Annotated in this window: 18 protein-coding genes and 1 tRNA gene; 13 read left to right on the top strand and 6 right to left on the bottom strand. The window is 65.4% G+C overall.

Features of this window, described 5'->3' with window-relative positions; translation table 11 throughout:
* Positions 1-2: 2 nt before the first annotated feature.
* From K7H93_RS09145 to K7H93_RS09135, 3 genes are all read right to left on the bottom strand, one after another.
* The gene (locus tag K7H93_RS09145; protein WP_054525329.1) at positions 3-995 is read right to left on the bottom strand and encodes a GGDEF domain-containing protein; all 993 of its coding nucleotides are present in this window, start codon (positions 993-995) and stop codon (positions 3-5) included.
* A 186-nt stretch (positions 996-1,181) separates the two neighbouring features.
* Complete coding sequence (locus K7H93_RS09140) at positions 1,182-1,454, bottom strand: UvrB/UvrC motif-containing protein (RefSeq protein WP_230783360.1); 273 nt, start codon at positions 1,452-1,454, stop codon at positions 1,182-1,184.
* A 98-nt stretch (positions 1,455-1,552) separates the two neighbouring features.
* Positions 1,553-1,626, bottom strand: a tRNA-Gly gene (locus tag K7H93_RS09135).
* Between the two features lie 233 nt (positions 1,627-1,859).
* On the opposite strand from K7H93_RS09135, the gene K7H93_RS09130 reads away from it, so the two are divergent.
* The 13 genes from K7H93_RS09130 (at position 1,860) to mmsB (ending at position 12,743) form a co-directional block, all read left to right on the top strand.
* On the top strand, positions 1,860-3,359 hold the full coding sequence (locus K7H93_RS09130) for a CoA-acylating methylmalonate-semialdehyde dehydrogenase (protein WP_010236450.1): 1,500 nt from the start codon (positions 1,860-1,862) through the stop codon (positions 3,357-3,359).
* A 60-nt stretch (positions 3,360-3,419) separates the two neighbouring features.
* A complete protein-coding gene (locus K7H93_RS09125) occupies positions 3,420-4,151 on the top strand; it encodes a hypothetical protein (RefSeq protein WP_230783359.1) in 732 nt (243 codons plus the stop codon).
* 39 nt (positions 4,152-4,190) lie between these two features.
* Positions 4,191-4,769 (top strand): hypothetical protein, encoded by a 579-nt coding sequence (locus tag K7H93_RS09120; RefSeq protein WP_230783358.1) that lies wholly within the window; start codon positions 4,191-4,193, stop codon positions 4,767-4,769.
* Positions 4,770-4,779: 10 nt separating this feature from the next.
* On the top strand, positions 4,780-5,346 hold the full coding sequence (locus K7H93_RS09115; RefSeq protein WP_230783357.1) for a hypothetical protein: 567 nt from the start codon (positions 4,780-4,782) through the stop codon (positions 5,344-5,346).
* Between the two features lie 10 nt (positions 5,347-5,356).
* Positions 5,357-6,319 carry a polysaccharide deacetylase family protein gene (locus tag K7H93_RS09110; protein WP_230783356.1) on the top strand — a complete coding sequence of 321 codons (963 nt, stop codon included), beginning with the start codon at positions 5,357-5,359 and terminating at the stop codon, positions 6,317-6,319.
* Positions 6,320-6,353: 34 nt separating this feature from the next.
* Positions 6,354-6,962 carry a DUF1214 domain-containing protein gene (locus K7H93_RS09105; protein WP_230783355.1) on the top strand — a complete coding sequence of 203 codons (609 nt, stop codon included), beginning with the start codon at positions 6,354-6,356 and terminating at the stop codon, positions 6,960-6,962.
* Positions 6,962-7,486, top strand: a complete 525-nt coding sequence (locus tag K7H93_RS09100) for a DUF1254 domain-containing protein (RefSeq protein ID WP_010236460.1) — start codon at positions 6,962-6,964, stop codon at positions 7,484-7,486. Before K7H93_RS09105 ends, K7H93_RS09100 begins: the two co-directional genes overlap by 1 nt.
* 11 nt (positions 7,487-7,497) lie before the next feature.
* Positions 7,498-8,142 carry a hypothetical protein gene (locus K7H93_RS09095; RefSeq protein WP_230783354.1) on the top strand — a complete coding sequence of 215 codons (645 nt, stop codon included), beginning with the start codon at positions 7,498-7,500 and terminating at the stop codon, positions 8,140-8,142.
* A 64-nt stretch (positions 8,143-8,206) separates the two neighbouring features.
* The gene (locus tag K7H93_RS09090; protein WP_230783353.1) at positions 8,207-9,352 is read left to right on the top strand and encodes an acyl-CoA dehydrogenase family protein; all 1,146 of its coding nucleotides are present in this window, start codon (positions 8,207-8,209) and stop codon (positions 9,350-9,352) included.
* A gap of 5 nt (positions 9,353-9,357) precedes the next feature.
* A complete protein-coding gene (locus tag K7H93_RS09085; protein ID WP_230783352.1) occupies positions 9,358-9,762 on the top strand; it encodes a hypothetical protein in 405 nt (134 codons plus the stop codon).
* Positions 9,759-10,808, top strand: coding sequence for an enoyl-CoA hydratase/isomerase family protein (locus tag K7H93_RS09080; RefSeq protein WP_230783351.1), 1,050 nt, complete (start codon positions 9,759-9,761; stop codon positions 10,806-10,808). Before K7H93_RS09085 ends, K7H93_RS09080 begins: the two co-directional genes overlap by 4 nt.
* Before the next feature lie 122 nt (positions 10,809-10,930).
* A complete protein-coding gene (locus tag K7H93_RS09075; protein ID WP_230783350.1) occupies positions 10,931-11,713 on the top strand; it encodes an enoyl-CoA hydratase-related protein in 783 nt (260 codons plus the stop codon).
* Positions 11,714-11,717: 4 nt separating this feature from the next.
* A complete protein-coding gene (gene mmsB / locus K7H93_RS09070) occupies positions 11,718-12,743 on the top strand; it encodes a 3-hydroxyisobutyrate dehydrogenase (protein WP_269060178.1) in 1,026 nt (341 codons plus the stop codon).
* 116 nt (positions 12,744-12,859) lie between these two features.
* Here mmsB and K7H93_RS09065 read toward each other — a convergent pair whose 3' ends face one another.
* Genes K7H93_RS09065 through gcvPA form a run of 3 tightly spaced genes read right to left on the bottom strand, consistent with a single transcriptional unit; the run spans position 12,860 to position 16,569 of the window.
* The gene (locus K7H93_RS09065; RefSeq protein WP_230783348.1) at positions 12,860-13,591 is read right to left on the bottom strand and encodes an Nmad3 family putative nucleotide modification protein; all 732 of its coding nucleotides are present in this window, start codon (positions 13,589-13,591) and stop codon (positions 12,860-12,862) included.
* Between the two features lie 12 nt (positions 13,592-13,603).
* Entirely contained in the window at positions 13,604-15,205 is a 1,602-nt protein-coding gene (gene gcvPB, locus K7H93_RS09060) for an aminomethyl-transferring glycine dehydrogenase subunit GcvPB (protein ID WP_230783347.1), read from the bottom strand.
* Positions 15,202-16,569 carry an aminomethyl-transferring glycine dehydrogenase subunit GcvPA gene (gene gcvPA / locus K7H93_RS09055; RefSeq protein ID WP_230783346.1) on the bottom strand — a complete coding sequence of 456 codons (1,368 nt, stop codon included), beginning with the start codon at positions 16,567-16,569 and terminating at the stop codon, positions 15,202-15,204. Before gcvPA ends, gcvPB begins: the two co-directional genes overlap by 4 nt.
* Between the last annotated feature and the right edge of the window lie 14 nt (positions 16,570-16,583).

Raw genomic sequence — 16,583 nt, 5'->3', positions numbered from 1 at the left:
GGTCAGGCGGCGTCTGCCACGCGGCCGCTCTCGGGCGCGATCAGCACCGTGTTGCGGCCTGCCTTCTTCGCCTCGTACAGCGCGTTGTCGGCCCGGCGCAGCGTCTCGTCGCTGGTTTCGGAATTGACCGCGACCCCGGCGGAGAAGGTGATCGGCCCCATCGGCTCGTCGGTCTCCCGCAGCTTGAGGTTGCGTTCGGCCAGCGTTTCCTTCGCCTCGGCCACGCGCTCCGCCAGCTTGTTCGCGTCGGCGACCTCGGCGATCACGAGAAACTCCTCTCCTCCCCAGCGCGCGACCGGCCACGGGGAGAGCGATTCGCTCAGCGCTTCGGCAACAAGCTTCAGCGCGCGATCACCCACCGGGTGGCCGTAGGTATCGTTGATCGCCTTGAAATGATCGATATCGATCAGGCCGAGGCAATAGCGGACCTTGCGGATCTCAAGATCCTGAATGGTCGCGCGGGTCGCACGGCGATTGGGGATGCCGGTCAGTTCGTCGACCAGCGCCTTGTTGCGCGCCTCGTCGAGATCGCGCTGGAGCCGGTCGATCCGGTTAGAGGCGTTGGACAATTCCCGCTCCGCCTCCTCCGCCCGGTCGATGATGCGGCGGATCGCGCCGGTCAGATCCTCGCCCTGCGCGCCCTCGCGGATCACCTGGCTTTCCTCCGCGATGTCGCGTCCGACACCGTCCGCCTGGCGTTTTGCCTCGCGGGCGAGCTCTCCAGCAGTGTTGAGAAACAGTTCGACCGCTTCGTCGCGCGCGGCAATCCGCTCTTCGGGATCGTCGGAGGCAGAGGCATGCTTGCCCATGATCTCGACGATCGTCTCCTGCTTCATGCGCATGCCGTTTTCGATGTAGGTGTCGGTTTCCTCGCAGATCACCTTGCTCGACCGGGTCAGGTAGAGATAGCCGAAGCGGTAGTTCATCGGCGTGGGATCGAGCAGATTGCCAGCCAGAAACGTGAGCACGTCGCGCCCGATATTGTCCTTACCCATACCCCACTCGTCCGTCCGGTATCCTCATCGTGCCGCGCCCGATCATCCACGAGCCGCAACGGCATTAACTATACGGCGCGTTGGTGAATTTTTATCTAAGCCCGCACCCGCAGCGCAAATCCAAAAGTCTCAAAAGAGGGGATAATCGTGCCGCCTGCCCGATCGCACCATGCGCGGTGCCGATGCTCATTTGCGTTTTCGGCCTGAGGTCATGAGGTCGGGCTTAGGCGGCTTCTTCCAGCCTGCGGGAGGAATCGGCTTTTGCCGGCTCGTGCCCAGCCCCATGGCACCGGGCTGCTGGCGGATCAGGCCGGAGGTATCCGCCTTTGCCGCCTCTTCGGCATTCGCTCCGCCGCGCATCAGGTTGATCCGGTCACGTATTCGCCCTGCGGTCTCGAAATCGAGCGCACGCGCGGCGGCTTCCATCTCGCGCTGGAGATCCTCGACGGTCTTGCTCATGACGGTTGAACGCGCGGATGCGACTTCCGGTCCCACGCTCCGCACAACGCGCACGCTCGCCTCCGAAATCGCGGTTTTCTGCGGCTAATTCAGGATTGTGGAGCGGGTGAAGGGAATCGAACCCTCGTCGTCAGCTTGGGAAGCTGCTGCTCTACCATTGAGCTACACCCGCATCGGGGCCGCATTGGGCCGTGGCGCGATTGCACCTTCGCCAGGTCCCGGTCAAGATGGGTTGAACGCAGCGCCCCTGACCGCGGCCAACCCCCATGCGATTTCGGGCGCATTGAGCGCGATGGACGCTACGGCTAGCTCTTTCGCCAGTGGTGTGCGGGCCCTTCCTCCCTTGATCTGGTGCGGGCGCAGCGTCTAGCGCGCTACCGAAGAGTAAATTCACGGAGAGCCCCCATGCGCACTATCGACCACCATCTCGCGGCAGGCGTCGCCGCCGGCGAAGCCGCACGCACGCACAAGGTGTGGAACCCCTCCACCGGCGAGGTGCAGGCCGAGGTCGCGCTGGGCGATGCCGCACTGCTCGCACGGGCGGTGGCCAAGGCGAAGGAAGTCCAGCCCGAATGGGCCGCGACCAACCCGCAGCGCCGGGCGCGCGTGATGTTCGAGTTCAAGCGGCTGGTCGAAGCGAACAAGCAGGAACTGGCCGAGCTGCTCTCCAGCGAGCACGGCAAGGTTGTCGACGACGCGCATGGCGACGTGCAGCGCGGGCTGGAAGTGATCGAATATGCCTGCGGCATCCCGCAGGCGCTCAAGGGCGAGTACACGCAAGGTGCCGGCCCGGGGATCGACGTCTATTCGATGCGCCAGCCGCTCGGCATCGGGGCGGGCATCACCCCGTTCAACTTCCCCGCGATGATCCCGATGTGGATGTTCGGCATGGCGATCGCGGCGGGCAACGCCTTCATCCTCAAGCCGTCCGAACGCGATCCCTCCGTGCCGATCCGCCTCGCCGAACTGTTCGTGGAAGCGGGTGCGCCCGAAGGGCTGCTTCAGGTGGTCAATGGCGACAAGGAAATGGTCGACGCGATCCTCGACCATGACGACATCGCCGCGATCAGCTTCGTCGGTTCGTCGGACATTGCGCAGTATATCTACTCGCGCGGCACCGCTAACGGGAAGCGCGTGCAGGCCTTCGGTGGGGCGAAGAACCACGGCATCGTGATGCCCGACGCCGATCTCGATCAGGTGGTGAACGATCTGGCGGGCGCCGCCTTCGGATCGGCGGGCGAACGCTGCATGGCGCTGCCGGTGGTGGTACCGGTGGGCGAGGATACCGCGAACCGTCTGCGCGAAAAGCTGATCCCCGCGATCAACGCACTTCGGGTCGGCGTCTCGACCGACAAGGATGCGCAGTACGGCCCGGTGGTCACGCCCGAGCACAAGGCGCGGATCGAACAGTGGATCGACACCGCCGAGAAGGAAGGTGCCGAGGTCGTGATCGACGGGCGCGGGTTCAGCCTGCAAGGCCACGAAAAGGGCTTCTTCGTCGGGCCAACGCTACTGGACCGCGTGACCACCGACATGGAAAGCTACAAGGAAGAAATCTTCGGCCCCGTGCTCCAGATCGTGCGCGCGAAGGATTTCGAGGATGCGGTGCGCCTGCCGAGCGAGCACCAGTACGGCAACGGCGTCGCCATCTTCACCCGCAACGGCCACGCCGCGCGCGAATTCGCGCACCGCGTGAACGTCGGCATGGTCGGCATCAACGTGCCGATCCCCGTGCCCGTCAGCTACCACAGCTTCGGCGGGTGGAAGCGTTCGGGCTTCGGCGACATCGACCAGTACGGGCAGGAAGGGCTGCGCTTCTGGACCAAGACCAAGAAGGTCACCCAGCGCTGGCCCGATGGCGGTGGCGATGGCTCCAACGCCTTCGTCATCCCCACCATGGGTTGATCAGCAGCCGGAAACCTTGCCAATATCCGCTTGGGGCACACCACTACAGGGGGAAGACGGATGAATATGGTCAGGTTCATTGCGCCAGTGGCGGCTCTGGTCGCCTTGGCAGCATGTGGGGGTGAAACCGAGGACGCGGACGGGAAAAGCGCGGACGCCGCGCCCCCGCCCGCGCGGGCAGAGCCCACGCCGAGCGCACTCGACGCCATTCCCATGAACTTCCGGGGCGGGTGGGACAGTGTCGATGCGGGCGAGTTCGCGTGCACCACGCTCAGCGACACGGCGCTGACGATCGAGCCCAAGCTGCTGCAATATTACGAGGGCGCGTTCACTCCCGAGACGATCTCGCAGATCTCCGACGACCGGATCGAGAGCGAGGGCTTCTTCCAATATGCCGACGACCGGTCGAGAGAGTCCTACACGCTCAAGCTGTCGGACGGTGGCAAGCGCCTGACCCTTTCGGGCGACGGTTTCGAACCGTTCGAATTCCGCAAGTGCGCGACAATCCGCGAGGCGCATCTGATCCCCTCCGAGTACGAAGGCACCTGGTCCACCTACGGCACCTGCAAGGCCGCCGCCGACAGCCTGATCAAGATCGCGCCGACGAAGATCACCTGGCAGGGCAAGACGAGCAATTTCACCAAGGTCCACTACGCCGGGCCGAACGCGATCGAGCTCGAAGACGATGGCCAGGAGGAACCCTATGGCATCGTGCTGGACCAGGGAGGCAAGAGCGGTGCTTTGGTCGGGCCCGGGCATAGCCCGATTCCGCTGACCCGGTGCGGTGGCTGAGCAGTCGGACAGCGAGCGGCAGCAGGACATTCACCGCCGATGAAATCGCTTGCTCTCCTATCGTCAGTCGCTCTGGGTGTGATTGCCTGCTCCGCTGCGGATAGCGACAATGATGCCGCACCCGGCTCGAACGCGCCTGCACCCTCCTTCGAAACCGGCCAGATTCCGATTGCCGTCGAACCGGCCAGGACGATCGGCGGTGGCGCGAGCCAGCTCTACGCGGCGCCTTGGCCCGGGCTGTTTCCGGACGACGACGGATCCGCAGGGCAGAGCACTCTGCCCAGGAGCTTCCCTGCCGCGATCCGGGGAAAGTGGCGCGAAACCAAGGATGCTGCGGCAACCCCCGCGCAGTGCGACGGCTATCTGCCCGGCAACCTGGGCAGGGTGCTGACGATCCGCGACGACAGCTATACGTTTTTCGAAGCGGGCGGGCGCTTCGTATCCGTCAGGGAGCGCGAGCCGGGGCGCATCCGCGCGCTGTTCAACACCAGCTTTGCCGATGAGCCGACCCGTGACGAACTGGAATTCAGCGTCGATCCGGCAACAAAGACTCTGACCGTCCGCAATTTCGACACGGATGAACGCTCAATCAGGACATACCGCCGCTGTCCGCGCTAGCATCGCGACCATGCGTTTGGCCCTTCCCATGCTTGTCGCCCTGCTCGCCACGTCTGCGTGCTCGCCCACACCCAACGAGCAGGAGGTCGACACGACAGCCGCAGATCGAGGCATGCAAGGGCCGGATGCCGGCCAGCCCCCGATCCCGGTCGAACCCGATGGCGGGATCGGCGATGGAGCAGGCCCGCCCAAGGGTCTGCCCTCGGACGGCGACGCACAACAGGAACCTAGCGCCTTTGCCCAGACCTTCCCTGCGGCGATCCGCGGCAAGTGGCGCGAAACTGATGGCGCGGCGGTAACCAAGGCTCAATGTGACGGTTACCAGCAGGACAATATAGGCAAAGTGCTGACCATTCGGGAGGATGGCTATTCGTTCTTCGAGACCGGCGGAAAGTTCATCTCCGTCTCGGATCGCGCGCCCGGCCACATCCGCGCGCTGTTCGACACCACCTATGCCGACGAGCCGACCCGTGACGAGCTCGAATTCCGGGTCGATCCGGTGGCAAAGACGCTGACCGTCCGTAATTTCGACCCGGGTGAACGCTCCACCACTACCTACCGCCGCTGTCCGGGCTAGCGTCCGGGCCATGCGCTGGCTCCTTCCCCTCATGCTCGGCCTGCTCGCCGCCTGCGCGCATGCCGAGGACACATCCGCCCCGCCGCAACCGCCCGAAAAGCGGATTGCGCTGAGCTTCGACGATGCGCCGCGCGCACCCGGCGCCTTCCTCAGCGAGGAAGAGCGCACCCGGCTGCTGATCGCAAACCTTGCCGAAGCGGGCGTCGATCAGGCGGTGTTCTTCGTCAATCCCGGGCAAATCGATGGCGCGGATGACGAGGCACGGATCGTGGCCTATGTCGCCGCCGGGCACGTGATCGCGAACCATTCGGCGAGCCACCCCCACCTCTCGCAGACAGACGCCGCCGCATATCTGGCCGATATCGACGCCGCCGAGGAATGGCTGCACGGGCGCGCGGGATACCGCCCGTGGTTCCGCTATCCTTACCTCGACGAAGGTCGGCAGGATAAGGGGAAGCGCGACGCGGTACGTGAAGGTCTGGCGCAGCGTGGCCTCTCCAATGGCTACGTGACGATCGACGCAAGCGACTGGTTCTACGAAAGCGCCGCCAAGCGCGCGGTTGTAGACGGGCACAAGATCGACCGGCAGGCGCTGCACGATCTTTATATCGAAACGCAGGTCGACGCCGCCGAGTTCTACGACCAGCTCGCCCGGCAGACGATCGGGCGCTCCCCGGTTCACGTGATCCTGCTGCACGAGACCGACCTCAACGCGATGTACATCGGCGATCTGGTCCGCGCGCTGGAGGCAAAGGGCTGGACGATCGTCAGCGCGGACGAGGCCTATGCCGATCCCTTCGCCGATTATGCCCCCGTCTATGACACTCCCTCCGCCCAAGGCAGCCTGACCGAGATGGTCGCGTGGGAAAAGGGCCTGCCCGCCCCGCGCTGGTATCGCGGCAACGACACCGATCGGGCGCAGCAATGGTTCGATACCCGCGTGCTCGGCCTGCCGCGCAAACAGAACGACTGATCTTTAACCACCAAGCTGCTATCGTGGGCCGGCCATGCGATCTGTGCTGGGCCTTCTCGCCGCCATTCTGGTCGGCCTCGCGATAGGCGGTGCGTCCGCGCTGGTGCTGTCCGGCATCTGGCCGCGCAGCAGCGCCCCCACCGGGATCGCCGGGATCGCCATTGATGGCTGGCGCACCGATTTCGCGATCGGTTCGGACGCCGCCGATCCCTACACCCGCGCGCGCGTCGCCAGGCACGGGCTGTTCGCGCTGCAGCGACGCGAGGCGATCTATTTCACCCGCTCTCGCGATGAGCGTGGACGTCCCTTGCGCGAAGGCTGCCGCTATCGCCTGTCGGGCATGGGGCAGGCCGCGCGGTGGTGGTCGATCACGCTCTACGATGCGAACAGCCGCCTGCCGATCAACAAAGACCAGGCGCTGTCGATCAGTGCGAGCGAGACAGGCGAGGGCGCGTGGCAGGCGATCATCGCGCCCCAGCGGCCGGAGGGTGCGGAACACTGGATCTCCAGCCGCAACGCGGGCCATTTCGACCTGACTCTGCGGCTCTACGCGCCATCGGCGGAGGTGCTGGAAACGCCCAAGCTCGCGCTCAACCCGCCGCGTATCGCGCGGCTGGGCTGCACCACTGCGGAGGGCCTGTGATGCGCACGTTTCTGACGCTATTCGTCCTGCTTGCCGCGATCGTGATCGGCCACCTTGCGGTGCTGTACGGCGCGCCTGGCTTTATCATGCAACGCGCAATGGCCGCGATGGAACAGCGTGGCATTCCGCAGCATGGCTTCAGGCTTGCGCCGCGGATGACACCCCAGACCCAACGGGTAGTGCGCGCTTCCCCTGAGCTCGCCTATTCGATCTGCCTTTTCGACTTTTCCGAGGGGGTTGACGCGGTCGCGATCGAGATGGCCGCCTGGCCGGGCTATTCCTCGCTCTCGGTGTATGACGCGCAGACCAATAATTTCCTGACCTTCCGGGGCGAGGGGAAGCGCTTCGCGATGCGGCTGCTACCGCCCCTCAGCGAGCCCGAGGGCTTCTCCATCCCTGCCCCGACCCAGCGCGGGGTCGTGCTGATCCGCCGGATCGCACCGAACGAGGCCGACTATCGCGCGGTGGAGAAGATTGCGGTAGAAGACAGCTGCCGTGCGATCAGAGGGGGCAATGCACGATGATGAGGCGGATCATGCCTGCTACCGCGATGCTGATCGTGCTGGTCGGCTGCGACGGCAGGAACGGGGAGGCGCAGCCGGAACCGGGCGAGGACGCTGCCGGCGATGTGGCGGTGTCAGGCGAGCGCGCCCCGTCGACCACCACATCCGAACCGACCGCGCGCGCACCGACAGGCGATGCAACGCCGACAGCCGTGGAAAGCGCCTCGACCAGCGCTTCGCCCCCGCACTCGACCACACCCCCAACTCCACCCTCGCCTGCGCCCTCTTCCGAACCGACGCTCTACACCCTGCCCAATGTCCCGGCAGACGATGTCGCGCGCAACCGCGCTGCGCTGACCGCGATTCCGGCGAGTTATCTGGGCGAATGGGATGGCGTCGAGGGTAGCTGCGCGCCCGACTCCGACCTGCGCATGATGGTGCGCCCGGGCAGCATCGGCTTCTACGAATCGCGGGGCGAGGTCACCGCGGTGCGCCGCACCCGGGATGGGCTGGTGGTGTCGCTGGCGATGGAAGGCGAAGGCGAGCGCTGGGAAGAAGACTACTCGATGCGGCTGGTCGGCGGGCGGGAGCGGCTGGCCGTCACCGCGTCAAGCTACCCCGATCGCATCACGATGCGCAAACGCTGCCCGGCGGATCGCGGCTCCAGCGCACCCTGATCGCAGCCCGCCCTAGCGTTTTGTCCCCTTTTCTATCCGCGTCCGGGGGGCTAGGTCGCCTCCCATGACCGGACAATTCCAGCTTTCAGACGACCAGCTCGCGATCCAGGACATGGCGCAGCGGTTCACCGCCGACAACATCACGCCCCATGCGGGCAAGTGGGACGAGGATCACCACTTCCCCGTCGACACGATCAAGCAGACTGCCGAGCTCGGCTTCGGCGCGATCTACGTCAGCGAGGAGAGCGGCGGGATCGGCCTCGGCCGGCTCGAAGCGGCGCTGATCATGGAGGCGATGGCCTATGGCTGCCCCACCACCAGCGCGTTCATCTCGATCCACAACATGGCGAGCTGGATGATCGACCGCTTCGGCGGCGAAGGCGTGAAAGAGAAGTACCTTCCCCAGCTGGTGACGATGGAAAAGCTCGCCTCCTACTGCCTCACCGAACCGGGCAGCGGATCGGACGCGGCGGGGCTCAAGACGCAAGCCGTACTGGATGGCGACCACTATGTGCTCAACGGCACCAAGCAGTTCATCTCCGGCGGCGGCGTGAACGATGTCTACGTCACGATGGTCCGCACGGGCGATCACAAGACCAAGGGCATTACCTGCCTGGTGGTCGACAAGGATACGCCCGGCGTCAGCTTCGGCGCGCCCGAGAAAAAGCTCGGCTGGAACGCCAGCCCGACCGCGCAGGTCATCTTCGAAGATGCGCGCGTGCCGGTGGAGAACCGCGTGGGCGACGAAGGCGAAGGCTTCCGCTTCGCGATGATGGGGCTCGACGGCGGACGGCTGAACATCGGCGCCTGCTCGCTCGGCGGGGCGCAGCGCTGCCTCGACGAGGCGGTGAAGTACACCAAGGAACGCCAGCAGTTCGATCAGCAGATTGCCGACTTCCAGAACACGCAGTTCATGCTCGCCGACATGGCGACCGATCTGGAGGCGGCGCGCGCGCTGCTCTATCTCGCGGCGGCCAAGGTCACCGACAACGCGCCCGACAAGTCGCGCTTCTCCGCGATGGCGAAGCGGCTGGCGACCGACAATGGCAGCAAGGTCGTCAACGACGCGCTGCAGCTGTTCGGCGGCTACGGCTATCTCAAGGATTACCCGATCGAACGCTACTGGCGCGACCTGCGCGTGCACTCGATCCTCGAAGGCACCAACCAGGTGATGCGCATGATCGTGGGCCGGGATCTGCTGCGGCAGTGAGCCGGTTGCTGACCATCATCGGGGCGTGCCTCACCGCCGGAGTGGTGGGGGCCTTCGGGATGGCCGTCTGGCTCGCTTTCGTCGATCAGCATTCGATGGCGGCGCTTCCAAATCTATTTGCTTTAATGTATTTTTTTGGCGTTCTTTTTGCCATTCCCGGAGCTGCAATTGTCATTGCTGCCTCTGAATTTTGGAAGTTTGGGCGTTGGTGGTTTTTCGTCCTTGCAGGCCCCCTCGTACTCTTCCTCATTACCCTTCTGTTGAACCCCTCCATGAACTTCAGCGTTGATGGTCTTTGGCCGTGGATCGCTGCGACAGCGATGACGGGTGCCACGTATTGGCTGATCGCTTGGCGTCTCTATCCACCCGAGGGGGCCCGAACACCGAACGACGAAAGTCCAGTTGCATGACCGACCAGCTCAACATCCACACCCACCAGAACGTGGGCCATATCTCGCTCAACCGCCCCAAGGCGATCCATGCGCTGACGACCGAGATGTGCGTCGCGATGGCCGATGCGCTGACCGAGTGGGCCAGCCACGATGGTATCGCGGCGGTGATGATCGACCATGCCGAAGGGCGCGGCTTCTGCGCGGGCGGCGATATCGCGATGCTGCGCAACTCGGCGCTGAACGACGAGGGCAAGACGGGCCGCGAGTTCTTCCACGCCGAGTACCAGCTCAACCACCAGCTGTTCACCTACACCAAGCCGGTGGTCGCCTTCATGGACGGGATCACGATGGGCGGCGGCGTGGGCATCAGCCAGCCTGCAGCGTTCCGCGTGGCAACCGAGAACACCAAGTTTGCCATGCCCGAGACGGGCATCGGCCTGTTTCCCGATGTCGGCGGCGGCTGGTATCTCAGCCGCCTGCCCGGTCGCATCGGGCAATTCCTCGCGCTCACCGGCGCGCGGCTCGATGGTGCGGAGTGCCATGCGGTCGGACTCGCCACGCACTACATCGCGAGCGAGAACCTCGCCCGGCTGAAGGCCGCGATCGTCGACGATCCGGCCAATATCCAGGCGATCCTCGACGAGGCATCCGAGACCCCGCCCGAAGCGCGCATCCTCGCCAATCGCGAGAATATCGATCGCCTGTTCGCGGGCCGCACGCTGGAGAAGATCCTCGCGGCGCTCGAAGCCGACGATTCCGACTGGGCCGCGAAGGAACTCAAGACGCTGCGCGCCAAGAGCCCGCAAAGCTGCAAGGTCGCGCTGCGCCAGCTGGCGGACAGCCTGACGCTGGGCAGCTTCGCCGACGAGATGCGGATGGAATACCGCATCGGCAGCCGCGTGCTCGTCAGCCACGATTTTGCCGAAGGGGTCCGCGCGTTGATCGTCGACAAGACGGGCGACCCGCAGTGGAACCCCGCCACGCCCCAAGGCGTAACCGACGAACAGATCGAGGCGATCTTCGCTGCCCTGCCCGAGAGCGAGGAGTGGACGCCGCTGAGCTGATCCTTTGACAAGACCGTCATGCTGAACTCGTTTCAGCATCCAGCCCGCCTCGCGGGCAGACGGTACGGATCGAAGACTGGACCCTGAAACAAGTTCAGGGTGACGAATTTGAGGAGCCCTGAATGCCCTACGAAACCATCACCACGCAGACCGACGGTGCCGTCACCACCATCACGCTCAACCGCCCGCAGGCGCTCAATGCGCTTTCCAGCGTGGTGCTCGACGAGCTGATCGACGCCTTCACCGCCTATCAGAACGACGACAGCCAGCGGTGCGCGATCCTGACCGGCTCTGGCGACAAGGCCTTCGCCGCGGGCGCGGACATCAAGGAGATGAGCGAGAAGGACGCGGCGGATTTCTACTTGGCTGACTTCTTCGCCAAGTGGACCAGCCACATCGTCGAGGCGGTGCGCAAGCCGTGGATCGCGGCGGTCAACGGCTTCGCGCTCGGCGGCGGGTGCGAGCTTGCGATGATGGCCGACTTCATCATCGCGAGCGACAAGGCCAAATTCGGCCAGCCCGAGATCAAGCTGGGCGTCGCGCCGGGCATGGGCGGATCGCAGCGTCTCACCCGCGCGGTCGGCAAGGCCAAGGCGATGGAAATGTGCCTGACCGGCCGGATGATGGACGCCGAGGAAGCCGAACGCAGCGGTCTCGTTGCACGCGTCGTGCCGCATGACACGCTGATGGACGAAGCGCGAACCACCGCAGCCACCATCGCCGGAATGCCACCAATGGCCGCGATGGTGAACAAGGAAATGGTCAACGCCGCCTACGAGACTTTCCTCGGCCAGGGCGTGCTCCACGAACGCCGCCTGTTCCAGATCCTCACCGCGAGTGAGGACAAGGCCGAGGGCATGAAAGCCTTCATCGAGAAACGCGACGGGCAGTGGAAGGGGCGGTGATCCATTGAGCCCTCTCCCCTTTAGGGGAGAGGGTTGGGAGAGGGGTCTACCAGTCTCGAAGGAGACAGATCACCCCTCTCGAACTTCGGCTAGCGAGCGGGCTCGCAAGCCTGCGTATCCTCTCCCCGCACGGGGAGAGGGAAATTGGAGAGATGCTATGAAAATCGCCTTTATCGGCCTCGGCAACATGGGCGGCGGGATGGCCGCGAACTTGGTCAAGGCGGGGCACAACGTGCTCGCCTTCGATGTGAGTGCGGAGGCGAGGCAGAAGGCCGATGATGCTGGCTGCACCACTTTCTCTGAACCAAAATGGGCGGTAGAAGATGCCGATGCGGTGGTCTCGATGCTGCCCAATGGCGGGATCGTGAAGTCGGTCTATTCCGACGCCGTGATCGGCCATGCACCCGAGGGTGCGGCGCTGCTCGACTGCTCGACCATCGATGTCGCCACCGCCAAGGAAGTGACCGAAATGGCCACCACCAAGGGCTACAAGATGGTCGACGCACCGGTTTCCGGAGGGATCGCAGCAGCAGATGGCGGCACGCTGACCTTCATGGTCGGCGGCACCGAAGAAGCTTTCGCGGCGGCCAAGCCGATCCTCGAAGGCATGGGCAAAGCGGTGATCCATGCGGGCGATGCGGGCGCGGGCCAGACCGCCAAGATCTGCAACAACATGCTGCTCGCGATTTCGATGATCGGCGTGTCCGAAGCGATGCAGATGGCTAAGAAACTCGGCCTCGATCCGCAGAAGTTCTACGAGATCAGCTCGCAGTCGAGCGGGTATTGCTGGTCGCTCAATGCCTATACCCCGCTACCGGGCGTGGGCGTCGAGAGCCCGGCGGACAAGGACTACCAGGGCGGCTTCGCGACTGCGCTGATGCTGAAGGACCTGCGCCTCGCGATGGCGGCGGCGGAGGAGGTCGACGCGGGCGTGCCGCTGGGCGCACGCGCGGCGAGCCTGTACGAGGATTTCTCGGGCGCGGGCAATGACGGCCTCGATTTCTCGGCGATCATCAAGACCTACAAGTAAGCTGGCTTTCGTCATTGCGAGCGGCGAAGCCGCGCGGCAATCCATGGCCAAAGCTAACCGCCTCGCGGGCCGGTCCATGGATTGCTTCGTCGACTGCGTCTCCTCGCAATGACGAACTATGACTGAATCTCATCAATCACCCGCGCGAGCCATTCGCGCGGAGCCTTGCGGCGTCCCACATCCGCCACAAATTCCTGTCCCCGGCTGACCGCGATCAGGCGATTGCGCTCGGCCCAGCGCCACTGCGCATCGTGGTAGGAGAGGTCACCGCGCCGCAGCCACTTAAGCCGTACCCAGCGGCTGAGCGCTTCTCCCGGCGCCGTCAGTCGTAGGGCATCGGACCCCCTGCCCGCCATCCGCCCCGGCCCGACATAGAGCGTATCGTTCGGCCCATGCAGGCCCAGCGCGTGGGGATGACCGAGCGCCGCATACTCGGCACGCTCCGCTTCGTCGCACGCGGTCAGGTCGATCACCTGCTCGACTTCAAGGTATCCGAAGATGCGGTGATGCGGCCCGTGCCCCTCCCCCGCAAACCGCCCGAAGAACACGAACACGTCGCCTCGCCCCACGCCGTGATTGGCGAGATGCGTCTGCGCCGCGCCGACCTGCCCGAACAGGCATCGGCCATCGCCGGTGAACAGCGGATCGTGATGGCACAGGCTGTGCACGCCGTACGCGCCCCTGCTCGCCCGTGCGGCATGGTCACCCAGCCCCAGGTCGCCGTATGTCGTCCTTGCGATCCCCTTGGTATCGGGAATCGGCAGGCTGATCGGCTTGCCATCGACGATGGGCGAGGAGCCCCCGCCCGATCCGCTGTCGAACCCCTTGCGGCTGAAGACGATCTTCATGCCGCGCGGGTTCTACTGCCCGCCGATCTCGCTCGGCACCGGCTTGCCTGCGGGGGCCAGTTCGCCTTCCCACGCCAGGATCGGCTTGCGTGCCGCCTGCGTTTCGTCGAGCCGCCTGCGCGGCGCGAAATAGGGCGCGGCCTTCAGGCTCTCGTCGCCCGCCTTCGCCCGCTCCACCACGGAGCGCAGGGCGCCGATGAACTGGTCGAGGCCCACCTTGCTCTCGGTCTCGGTCGGTTCGATCAGCATCGCGCCATGGACCACCAGCGGGAAGTACATCGTCATCGGGTGATAGCCCTCGTCGATCAGCGCCTTCGCCAGATCGAGCGTCGAGAGCCCCTCGGCAAAGCCCTGATCGCCGAACAGCGCCTCGTGCATGCACGGCCCGCTCTCCCCGAAAGGTGCGTGGAGCAAGTCTTCCAGCGAGCGCAGGATGTAGTTGGCGTTGAGGACCGCGTCTTCCGCGACCTGCGCCAGCCCGTCCGCCCCGTGGCTGAGGATGTAGGCGAGCGCGCGGGTGAACATGCCCATCTGCCCGTGGAACGCGGTCATCCGCCCGAAGGCGTCCGAATGGCCGAACTCGTGCGCGTTCTCTTCCTCGACCAGATGCACCGTGCCGTCCGCGTCGCGCGCGGTGAAGGGCAGCGGGGCGTAGGGCGAGAGCGCTTCGGACAGCACCACAGGGCCGGAGCCGGGCCCGCCGCCGCCGTGCGGGGTGGAGAAGGTCTTGTGCAGGTTGATGTGCATCGCATCGACGCCGAGGTCGCCGGGACGCACCTTGCCGACGATCGCGTTGAAATTCGCGCCGTCGCAATAGACGAAGCCGCCCGCCGCGTGGACTGCGTCGGAGATCGCCTTCATGTCCCGCTCGAACAGCCCGCAGGTGTTGGGGTTGGTGATCATCACCGCCGCCACATCGGGGCCGAGCCGCGCCTTGAGCTTCTCCAGATCGACGCGGCCCTCTGCGGTCGCCGGAATATCCTCCACCTCATAGCCAGCGAAGGCGGCAGTGGCGGGGTTGGTGCCGTGCGCGCTTTCGGGCACCAGCACGACCTTGCGTGCATCGCCGCGCGCTTCGAGGGCGGCGCGGATGCACAGGATGCCGCACAGCTCGCCATGCGCGCCCGCCTTGGGGCTCATCGCGACCGAGTGCATGCCGGTCAGCGTGATCAGCCAGTTGGCCAGCTCGCTGACGACTTCGAGCGCGCCGCGGACCGTATCGACCGGCTGCAGCGGGTGGACGTCGGCAAAGCCGGGCATCCGCGCGACCTTTTCGTTCAGCCGCGGATTGTGCTTCATCGTGCAGCTGCCGAGCGGGAAGAGCCCGAGGTCGATCGCATAGTTCTGCCGGCTGAGCCGCGTGTAGTGCCGCAAGCATTCGGGCTCGGACAGGCCGGGCAGGCCGATCGTGTCGGTGCGCTCAAGCCCACCGAGGCGGCTGGGCGCATCGGCCTGCGGTTCGGGGAGGTCGACGCCGGTGGTCTCGATATGGCCGATCTCGAAGATCAGCGGCTCTTCGAGCATCAACGCACGGTTGCCGGTGAAGGTGGCGCTTTCGGTATCGCCAGCGAGCGGCGCGCTGGGCTTCCAGCCGGACTTGTTGGGCGCGTTCATGCCAGCACCTCCTTCAGGGCAGCGCAGAGGGTCTCGATATCCTCCTCGCTGGTGGTTTCGGTGAGCGTGACGAGCAGGCCTTCGGACAGGGCATCATTGGCCGGGAAGAGCCGACCGAGCGAGACGCCCGCGAGGATGCCCTGATCGGCCAGCTTGCGGACGACCTTGCGTGCATCCTGCCCGATCATGAGCGTGAATTCGTTGAAGAAGCTGTCGTTGAGCACGGTGACGCCGGGCACAGCCGCCAGCTTGTCCGCTGCAAGGCACGCAAGCCGGTGGTTCTCCGCCGCGAGCTGGCGCAGGCCCTTCTCCCCCAGCAGGCTCATGTGGACATTGAACGCCAGCGCGCACAGCCCGCTGTTGGTGCAGATATTGCTGGTCGCCTTCTCGCGCCGGATGTGCTGCTCGCGCGTCGAAAGCGTCAGCACGAAACCGCGTTTGCCCTCGGCATCCTGCGTCTCGCCGCACAGGCGGCCGGGCATCATGCGGACATGCTTGGGGTCGCGCACCGCGAACAGGCCCAGATAGGGCCCGCCGAACTGGAGGCCGACGCCAATCGACTGACCTTCGCCGACGACGATATCCGCGCCCATTTCGCCGGGCGACTTCACCGCGCCCAGCGCGACCGGCTCAAGGTTCACAGCGATCACCAGCGCGCCCTTGGCATGCGCGGCTTCGCTGATCTTTTCGAGGTCGGAGAGACGCCCGAGAATATCAGGGTACTGCACGACGACGCACGAAGTATCCTCGTCGATCCGGCCTATCAGCCCGTCGAGATCGGGCGAGCCCTGCAAGGTCGGCTGCGCGTCGGCGATCTCGTCCTCGGTGAACTTCGCCATGGTCCGCACGACCTCGGCGTAATGCGGGTGCAGCGCGCCCGAGAGGACGACCTTCTTGCGACTGCCGCGCGCGATTCGCCCCGCCATCGCGATCGCTTCCCAGCACGCGGTCGAGCCATCGTACATCGACGCATTGGCGACCGCGCAGCCATAGAGCCGCGCGACCTGCGTCTGGAACTCGAACAGCATCTGCAGCGTGCCCTGCGCGATCTCAGGCTGATATGGCGTGTAGGCCGTCAGGAACTCGCCGCGCTGGATGATGTGATCGACGCTTGCGGGCACATGGTGGCGATAGGCCCCCGCACCCAGGAAGAAGGGCGCATCGCCCGCCGCGAGGTTCTTGCCGGAGAGCGCACGCATGTGCCGCTCCACCGCCATCTCGCTGGCATGCATCGGCAGGCCCTCGATCGGGCCTTTGAGCCGAGCGTGTTCGGGCACATCGACGAACAGGTCGTCGATGCTGGACGCGCCGACCTTCGCGAGCATTTCGCCACGGTCGGCATCGGTCAGAGGGAGGTAGCGCATTGTATAGCTTCCGC

This window comes from Citromicrobium bathyomarinum (genome assembly GCF_021021475.1).
Taxonomy (GTDB): domain Bacteria; phylum Pseudomonadota; class Alphaproteobacteria; order Sphingomonadales; family Sphingomonadaceae; genus Alteriqipengyuania; species Alteriqipengyuania bathyomarina.
This window is presented reverse-complemented; position numbering and strand designations above follow the sequence as displayed.

Bases quoted from the DNA above. Each gene is read 5' to 3' on its own strand.
- K7H93_RS09145 (WP_054525329.1), bottom strand. From the start codon at position 995: ATGGGTAAGGACAATATCGGGCGCGACGTGCTCACGTTTCTGGCTGGC.
- K7H93_RS09140 (WP_230783360.1), bottom strand. From the start codon at position 1,454: ATGAGCAAGACCGTCGAGGATCTCCAGCGCGAGATGGAAGCCGCCGCG.
- K7H93_RS09130 (WP_010236450.1), top strand. From the start codon at position 1,860: ATGCGCACTATCGACCACCATCTCGCGGCAGGCGTCGCCGCCGGCGAA.
- K7H93_RS09125 (WP_230783359.1), top strand. From the start codon at position 3,420: ATGAATATGGTCAGGTTCATTGCGCCAGTGGCGGCTCTGGTCGCCTTG.
- K7H93_RS09120 (WP_230783358.1), top strand. From the start codon at position 4,191: ATGAAATCGCTTGCTCTCCTATCGTCAGTCGCTCTGGGTGTGATTGCC.
- K7H93_RS09115 (WP_230783357.1), top strand. From the start codon at position 4,780: ATGCGTTTGGCCCTTCCCATGCTTGTCGCCCTGCTCGCCACGTCTGCG.
- K7H93_RS09110 (WP_230783356.1), top strand. From the start codon at position 5,357: ATGCGCTGGCTCCTTCCCCTCATGCTCGGCCTGCTCGCCGCCTGCGCG.
- K7H93_RS09105 (WP_230783355.1), top strand. From the start codon at position 6,354: ATGCGATCTGTGCTGGGCCTTCTCGCCGCCATTCTGGTCGGCCTCGCG.
- K7H93_RS09100 (WP_010236460.1), top strand. From the start codon at position 6,962: ATGCGCACGTTTCTGACGCTATTCGTCCTGCTTGCCGCGATCGTGATC.
- K7H93_RS09095 (WP_230783354.1), top strand. From the start codon at position 7,498: ATGCCTGCTACCGCGATGCTGATCGTGCTGGTCGGCTGCGACGGCAGG.
- K7H93_RS09090 (WP_230783353.1), top strand. From the start codon at position 8,207: ATGACCGGACAATTCCAGCTTTCAGACGACCAGCTCGCGATCCAGGAC.
- K7H93_RS09080 (WP_230783351.1), top strand. From the start codon at position 9,759: ATGACCGACCAGCTCAACATCCACACCCACCAGAACGTGGGCCATATC.
- K7H93_RS09075 (WP_230783350.1), top strand. From the start codon at position 10,931: ATGCCCTACGAAACCATCACCACGCAGACCGACGGTGCCGTCACCACC.
- K7H93_RS09065 (WP_230783348.1), bottom strand. From the start codon at position 13,591: ATGAAGATCGTCTTCAGCCGCAAGGGGTTCGACAGCGGATCGGGCGGG.
- gcvPB (WP_230783347.1), bottom strand. From the start codon at position 15,205: ATGAACGCGCCCAACAAGTCCGGCTGGAAGCCCAGCGCGCCGCTCGCT.
- gcvPA (WP_230783346.1), bottom strand. From the start codon at position 16,569: ATGCGCTACCTCCCTCTGACCGATGCCGACCGTGGCGAAATGCTCGCG.